Below are 5,806 nucleotides of genomic sequence, written 5' to 3' on the forward strand. Positions count from 1 at the left end.
CATCGCGACCCGGTATGACAAGAGCCCGGAAAGCTACCTCGCCGGCCTTCACCTCCGCGCCTCGATGATCTGGATCGATGATCTCCTGCTGACCATTGATTGATCACAACATCACACAGGCCCTAGCTAGGCGCTAGCAGCGAGGCCTGCTCGTATCGGGTCCCCCGGCGTTGTCGCTTTCCTGTCGCCTCGGGATCGCTGCTGACGTGATGGACGTCACCGTCCCCAGGGATGCGTTAGGCAGCAGCCGCGTGACCGCTTGGGCGGGGGCCTGCGCCCGTGTTACGCACTGGGCACGTAGACGTTCGATCTCCAGGTGCTGAGCGGCGAGCCGGGAGAGGGCCAGCTGTCGGAATGCCATGATTTCCTTGAGCTGCTTCTCCTGGGCTTGGAGGCGCTGGGCCAGGACCGCGCATATCGCGGTCGAGTTCCTGCTGCAGCCGGGTCTTCTCCACTTGCTGGCTGCGGCCGATCGCGGCAATGAATGCCTTCTTGTTCTCGGCGCTGGCGGCCCAGACGGGCCGGTGGCAGGGGTGGTGGGTGGCCTGCGGGCAGCGCGCGGCGTCGCACATTCCCAGCAGGGGCTGGTCGGCGGCCGGGGTGCCGGCGAGTTTCAGGCACAGGGCCTTGGCGGGGTCGGCGAACCAGCAGTAGTTCGCGGTGCCCAGGTGCAGGGTCTTCGCCCGCCGGGCAAGAAGGTTCATCACCCCTTGGTCCCCGCGCTTGGTGGCCGGCGCTCCGGGTGCCCGGTCGGCTTGGGCGTCGACGAAGGCGAAGAAGTCGAGCAGGCTCTTGGCGCCGGGGCCAGCGGGTCGTCGACCGGCCTTGTAGTCCTGCCAGACCTGCCAGGTGAGGTCCTTGTTGCGTTCGGCTTCCAGTTTTCCGACTTCGGCAAGCAGGGCGGCCTGGGCGCCGCCGGGGCGGGCTAATGGTGGAGTCGGGTATTGGAACTGTCCGAATGCCATGTCGGTGCGACCAGCAGGGGCCGGTCACCCATGGCACTTGAGCTTGATCAGCAGGACATCGTCGGCAAGCGCGTCCAGGTACCCGCCGATGTCGTGTTGGTAGTGCCACCCATCCTCCAGGTGAGGGCAGGTGCCCCAGTCCTCGCAGATCCCGTGGACTGGCGAATCTCCGTCCTCGATCCACCAGCCGTCGAGCGTGAGAAGGTCGGGTTGCTGGATGCGGGCGGTCACCCGGCGCACGAAGTCCGCCCGGTCACCGTCGAGTGCGGCGACAAGGCCGATCTGGTTGTGCAACCACAAGATGTCTCCGAGCTCCGGGATCTGACTGAGCGGATCCGCGACGAACGCCTGAAGCAGCGGCTGTGTCGTGAAGTCGGCCCACATCCGCTCCGTCGGATAGCCCTGCGGATCCTCGAGGTGACGGGCGCGGAGCGTCGACCACGGCAGTATCGGCGGATGCTCGGGGGCGAGGCGGTGCCACAGATCCCACGGATCACCCGCTCGGGCTCGGACGGTCGCCATCCGCTTCGAGAGTGCGCGAAAGTCGGTCAAGTCCAGCAGCCCCCGTGGCCCGCCGGCGCACATCCCGGGCAGGCTTGGAAGCGGCGTGCCATCGCTGCGCGGGTCGTCGTGGATCAGCTGCGTGCTGTCGTGGAACCCGGGGCGTGCCGAGAATCCGCTGCCGTCACTGCCTCCGCGGATCGCCCACCAGTCCCAGATAGACCGCCACTGCGGGTTGGCGTACATCTCGAACGGTGCCACCGCCTGCCCGAGTGCCGTGACGAGGTCATCCCGCGCAGCCGCGGGCAGACAGGCCACGACCCGGATTCCCGCCATCGCCGCCCCCGTATCCCATGCTCGACCAGTCCGTGCCTGACCATATCGGGCTGATCCCGCCCGACACGAGGAGGTTTTCCGGGAAGTGATCATTTCAGCGGTGGGACGCGATTCTCAGCATGATGCTTCGTTGAAGGCCGGCCCCAGACCCAAAGGTGCTGTTCATGAGGAGTCATGTGCCACTTCCGCTCGGGTCGGGCCAGCTGTTCCGCCGGCTGACGTCTGCGGCGTAGGCGGCCCAGTCCCCGGCGGACGCTTTCTGCCATTGGACGGCGACTTGGATGTGGATGCCGAGCATCCGGGCGAGGATCGCGGCGGGCAGTTCGGCGGCGAGGGTGAACAAGGCGGTGGAGCGGTCCTGTTGGGGCCGGATGCCGATCTTGTGAAGCCGTATGCCGGGCTGGCTGTCGCTGAGCGGACGGCCGGGTTGTCCTCCAGGAAAGAGCCAAGGGACGTTGTCCGGAGTGCCGATCTTGGCCTTGCCGTGTCGGGTCGCGACGAGCTCGCGGACCAGGGCGGCCAGCGGGGTCGGGAGGATGACGGGCGAGGTTCCGAAGGTGATCCCGACGGTCTCGCCAGTGATGTCGACGTCGTCGACGGTGAGCTGACTGACGGCGGAGATCTTCTGCGCGTAGAGGATCAGCAGCAGGCCAGCGACGCGGTCCGCGGTGGGCAGCGCGTTGTCGTTGAGGAGGCGCCATGCGTCCGCCCAGCGTTTCTCGCTGTCGATGGTGCCCTGCGGGCCGGTCCAGCGGACGGCGCCGCAGGTGAGACCGTGGGCATGGCGATGCTGTACGGACCAGCGGATGAAGTGGCCGGTCTCGTCGCGGTAGCTGAAGTCGGGATCGGTCATCCAGCGTTCCAGGTCGGGCTGCGTGCAGTGCCCAAGGTGAGTCCTTCACCAGCGAACCAGGTGAGGAAGTTGTCGGCCGCAGTGACATGGCAGCGAACGTTGAGGTCCTGGAGCTGGGTGGTGTGCTGTTCGCCGATACGGCGGCGAAGTCGACGCAGGTGGTGCCAGACCGCGTAACCGTGCAGGATCCGGCGTTCGGTGGGGTCCGTGCGGGCTTGGACTGTCGTGGTGATCCACTTCTCCAGGGCGACGAGCCGTTCGTCGCGCGGCGGCAGAGCGCCGGTCGCAACGAGGACACTGCGCAGGTGAGCCAGCACCTTGCCCGATGGGAGTTCGTCGAGAACCTCGTGAGTGACGGGACGCTCGTCGCGGCCGATGCGTTCCAGCAGGTCCCGGGCCTTGGAGCGGGAGATCCAGGACAGGGCGACGTCCGGGCGCTCGGCGCTCGTCAACGCCTCGTGGAAGGGCGCGAGTCCGGGCCTGATGGCTCCGGCGCTGTCGCCGAGGAGGTCGCGGACCTTCTGGTCGAGGACACATCGCTGGCAGGGGCGGGGGCTGAGTTGCCAAGTGGTCGCGCAGGCGGGGCAGCGGCCCCAGAAATCGGGGTCGGGGTTGGTGCACTTCGCGCACAACAGTTCCTCCCAGGTGCCGCCGCGGGCCTGGGCGACAGTGCCGCAGCCGCTGCAGGTCACCCATCGCTGCTGGCAGCGTTCGCACCAGGGCTGGCCGGTTGCCCGGGAGACCTCGCATGGGGCGGTGCGGCCGCAGATCCCGCACCCCCTGATCTCCTTCGGCCGGCAGTTCTGGCAGCGGACACCGTCGGCGAGCCGGACGGCGACCGGCTGGCGGCGCCCGCAGCCGACGCAGACTTCCAGGTTTACTGGCGGGAGGGGGTTATTCCGACCGTGCACTATTCCCTCGATTGATCTCGGGTTTGGTGCGGCGGGGGCTCGGTGGCTCTCCGGCTACTACAACCCATGCTGCCCACGTCCCCTCCCTGTTGCGGACCGCGCCGCCTTCGTCGGCCGCTGAACGTTCCGGCGGGTCTCAGGTCCGCGGGGGTGCCAACCACCTTTCTGCGCGGCCCTGTTTGTCGGAGTCTCCAGAGTGGCGGGCGTGCGCCAGCAATCGGGCGCGCAGCGGTTCGGGCAGGCCGGCAACGTCCCGCTTCTGGCGCGGGCGAGTCTTCCAACCCACCAGATGCCGCACGGCCCCGGCGTCGTGCCGCTCCTCGGCCCGCGGGTCAGCCAGCCCGGCGAGCAGGTCGGCGATCGGCACCCTGCCGAGCAGTTCGCCAGGCACGCCTTCGTGGACGGGGTAGCCAGAGCAGCGCCCGCTGCCGGAGCCGTACCAGCCGAGCAGGGCCAGCACCCGCTCCACCGGGTCGGGGAACGTCAGTTGCAGTCGGTCCGTGAGTTCCGCGAGCAATTCGGGAGAGGGACTGCCGCCGGTGCGGGAGAGGTCGAGGATCCGGTCGGCGAGCCCCTCCAGTCCGGCGGGCATCGCGGCCAGCCAGTTGCGCTTCTCTTCGGCCCCTTCCTCCGCTCGTTGCCGGTCGGCCTCGAACTGTTGCATGGGGCCGGGTATGCCGTGCCTGTCCAGCCAGGCCAGGAGCAGGCGGCCGTCGGCGAGGACGGCGTCGCTCTCCCACTGTCCCCACCTCAGTGTCGCCCCGTGGTGCAGGACGACGACTGCAAGCCGCCCACCGTCCCGGTCGAACACCTCGAAGCGGACGTCCCCGAGGCACATGCAGTGGAACCCGGGCAGCGATTCCACGGTCATGGCCGTCCTGAGCTGTGCCGACTCCGCCGGATCGGAGAGGTCCACCCGGATCTCTCCGTCCGCCCCGAACCCGCTCACCGAGCTCACCTGGACCACATGTGCCTGCTGCAGCACGCTGTCCAGCGCTGTCGTCCCGTACATGAACCGATCCCTCCCCGTCTGGGCCGCAGCTGCACAGCCCGCTCGATTCCACCGCGGCTCCCGACCGCCTCGCAACCCAGTTCCCCCGCGCCCGCATTTCAGCTCGCACGCCGACAGGCGGATCCTTCCGGGATGAAGGTGAAGCCGTCCGTGAACAGGGTGCCGCCGTCCCGGAAGGCCCAGAGAACGGGCTCGGCATGAACGGAGGCCGACGACGAGCTCGGACTCGGGGCGAAGGCGTTCCAGAGGTGAAAACAGAGCAGGGTGTCGTCACGTCGGTCGGTCGCATAGGCCAGCGTCTTCGGGTAGTTGGGGTTGTTTCCCCCGAAGAGCACCGAGGGCGGACCGAACGCCGTCACGACGTCGCTGAGGAGACGGTCCTTGCGGCACCAGGTCTCGCTGACACGACGGATCTCGTCATGCTCAGCCGAGGTGAGAGTCCGGTCGAGTCGCAGCCATCCCTGACGGTATGCGATCTCGGCATAGACCGAGGCCACGGCGCCCTCGTGTGCATCACCCCAGAGATCTTGAAAGGCTCCGCTCACGCCGGTGGAGAAGGATCCTCGGCGGGTTTGCAGGTCCTTCAGTTCCTGCTGCCATGCCTGCTCGGCGGCGTCCGCGAACGCCACTGCGTCCAGGTAGAGCCTGAGTGCCGTCTCTCCGCCGTACATCCCCGGCCGACGCAGGGCGTCGTTCAACTGGGTGAGCAGGTACTCGCGTACTTCTCGGGCCGTGCGCCCGTCGTTGTGGCCGGTCGTGTCGGTCATCGTCTGTTCTTCTGTTGGTCCTCGGTCCGAGCTGCGAGGTACTCGGCCCAATCGCGTCGGGCGTAGGCGACCCAGCGGAGTGCGGTGTGGCGGTGCATCCCGGTCACGTCGGCGAGGATCGGGCTGGGGAGATCAGCAGCGAGGGCGGCCAGCGCCGCGTTGCGGGCGGTGCGAACCGGGATGCCGTGGCGGCCCAGTTTCTGCGTCATGCCATGCGTCGAGATCGGCATGCCGCCGTCCAGGGTGAGTGCGGTGAGGCGGTGGCCGAAGCGCTTGGTGAAGATCATGGAGGAGTCGCCGGTGCGGGGTTCGCGCCTGCGGTAGTCGACGGCTGCCAGGATGAAAGGCCTGGCCCTCGGCGGGACGATCGGATGTCGTCCGAGCGGTGCGCCAGGACTCTGCTGAGGCGTACCGGCGGGCGGGCGCTGAGGAAGAAGCGGCGAGGGTGTCGGACATGGACG

General features: G+C 68.3%; 6 protein-coding genes and 1 pseudogene. All 7 read right to left on the reverse strand.

Annotated elements, in window-relative coordinates; all coding sequences use genetic code 11:
* Nucleotides 1–236: 236 nt before the first annotated feature.
* Nucleotides 237–965: a hypothetical protein gene (locus ACFU7Y_RS38570; RefSeq protein WP_380771145.1), complete on the reverse strand. Its 729-nt coding sequence runs from the start codon at nucleotides 963–965 to the stop codon at nucleotides 237–239.
* A gap of 24 nt (nucleotides 966–989) precedes the next feature.
* Nucleotides 990–1,802: a hypothetical protein gene (locus ACFU7Y_RS38575; RefSeq protein ID WP_380771146.1), complete on the reverse strand. Its 813-nt coding sequence runs from the start codon at nucleotides 1,800–1,802 to the stop codon at nucleotides 990–992.
* 172 nt (nucleotides 1,803–1,974) lie between these two features.
* Entirely contained in the window at nucleotides 1,975–2,655 is a 681-nt protein-coding gene (locus ACFU7Y_RS38580; protein WP_380771147.1) for a hypothetical protein, read from the reverse strand.
* On the reverse strand, nucleotides 2,652–3,347 hold the full coding sequence (locus tag ACFU7Y_RS38585; protein ID WP_224280575.1) for a hypothetical protein: 696 nt from the start codon (nucleotides 3,345–3,347) through the stop codon (nucleotides 2,652–2,654). Before ACFU7Y_RS38585 ends, ACFU7Y_RS38580 begins: the two co-directional genes overlap by 4 nt.
* A gap of 355 nt (nucleotides 3,348–3,702) precedes the next feature.
* Nucleotides 3,703–4,578 (reverse strand): hypothetical protein, encoded by an 876-nt coding sequence (locus tag ACFU7Y_RS38590; RefSeq protein ID WP_380771148.1) that lies wholly within the window; start codon nucleotides 4,576–4,578, stop codon nucleotides 3,703–3,705.
* 98 nt (nucleotides 4,579–4,676) lie between these two features.
* A complete protein-coding gene (locus ACFU7Y_RS38595; protein ID WP_380771149.1) occupies nucleotides 4,677–5,345 on the reverse strand; it encodes a hypothetical protein in 669 nt (222 codons plus the stop codon).
* Nucleotides 5,342–5,806: pseudogene (locus ACFU7Y_RS38600) on the reverse strand (hypothetical protein); the annotation flags it as partial. The gene ACFU7Y_RS38595 and the pseudogene ACFU7Y_RS38600, both read right to left, overlap by 4 nt.

Origin of the sequence: Kitasatospora sp. NPDC057542, assembly GCF_042801945.1 — a bacterium.
Classification (GTDB): Bacteria; Actinomycetota; Actinomycetes; order Streptomycetales; family Streptomycetaceae; genus Kitasatospora.

Bases quoted from the DNA above. Each gene is read 5' to 3' on its own strand.
- ACFU7Y_RS38570 (WP_380771145.1), bottom strand. From the start codon at position 965: ATGGCATTCGGACAGTTCCAATACCCGACTCCACCATTAGCCCGCCCC.
- ACFU7Y_RS38575 (WP_380771146.1), bottom strand. From the start codon at position 1,802: ATGGCGGGAATCCGGGTCGTGGCCTGTCTGCCCGCGGCTGCGCGGGAT.
- ACFU7Y_RS38580 (WP_380771147.1), bottom strand. From the start codon at position 2,655: ATGACCGATCCCGACTTCAGCTACCGCGACGAGACCGGCCACTTCATC.
- ACFU7Y_RS38590 (WP_380771148.1), bottom strand. From the start codon at position 4,578: ATGTACGGGACGACAGCGCTGGACAGCGTGCTGCAGCAGGCACATGTG.
- ACFU7Y_RS38595 (WP_380771149.1), bottom strand. From the start codon at position 5,345: ATGACCGACACGACCGGCCACAACGACGGGCGCACGGCCCGAGAAGTA.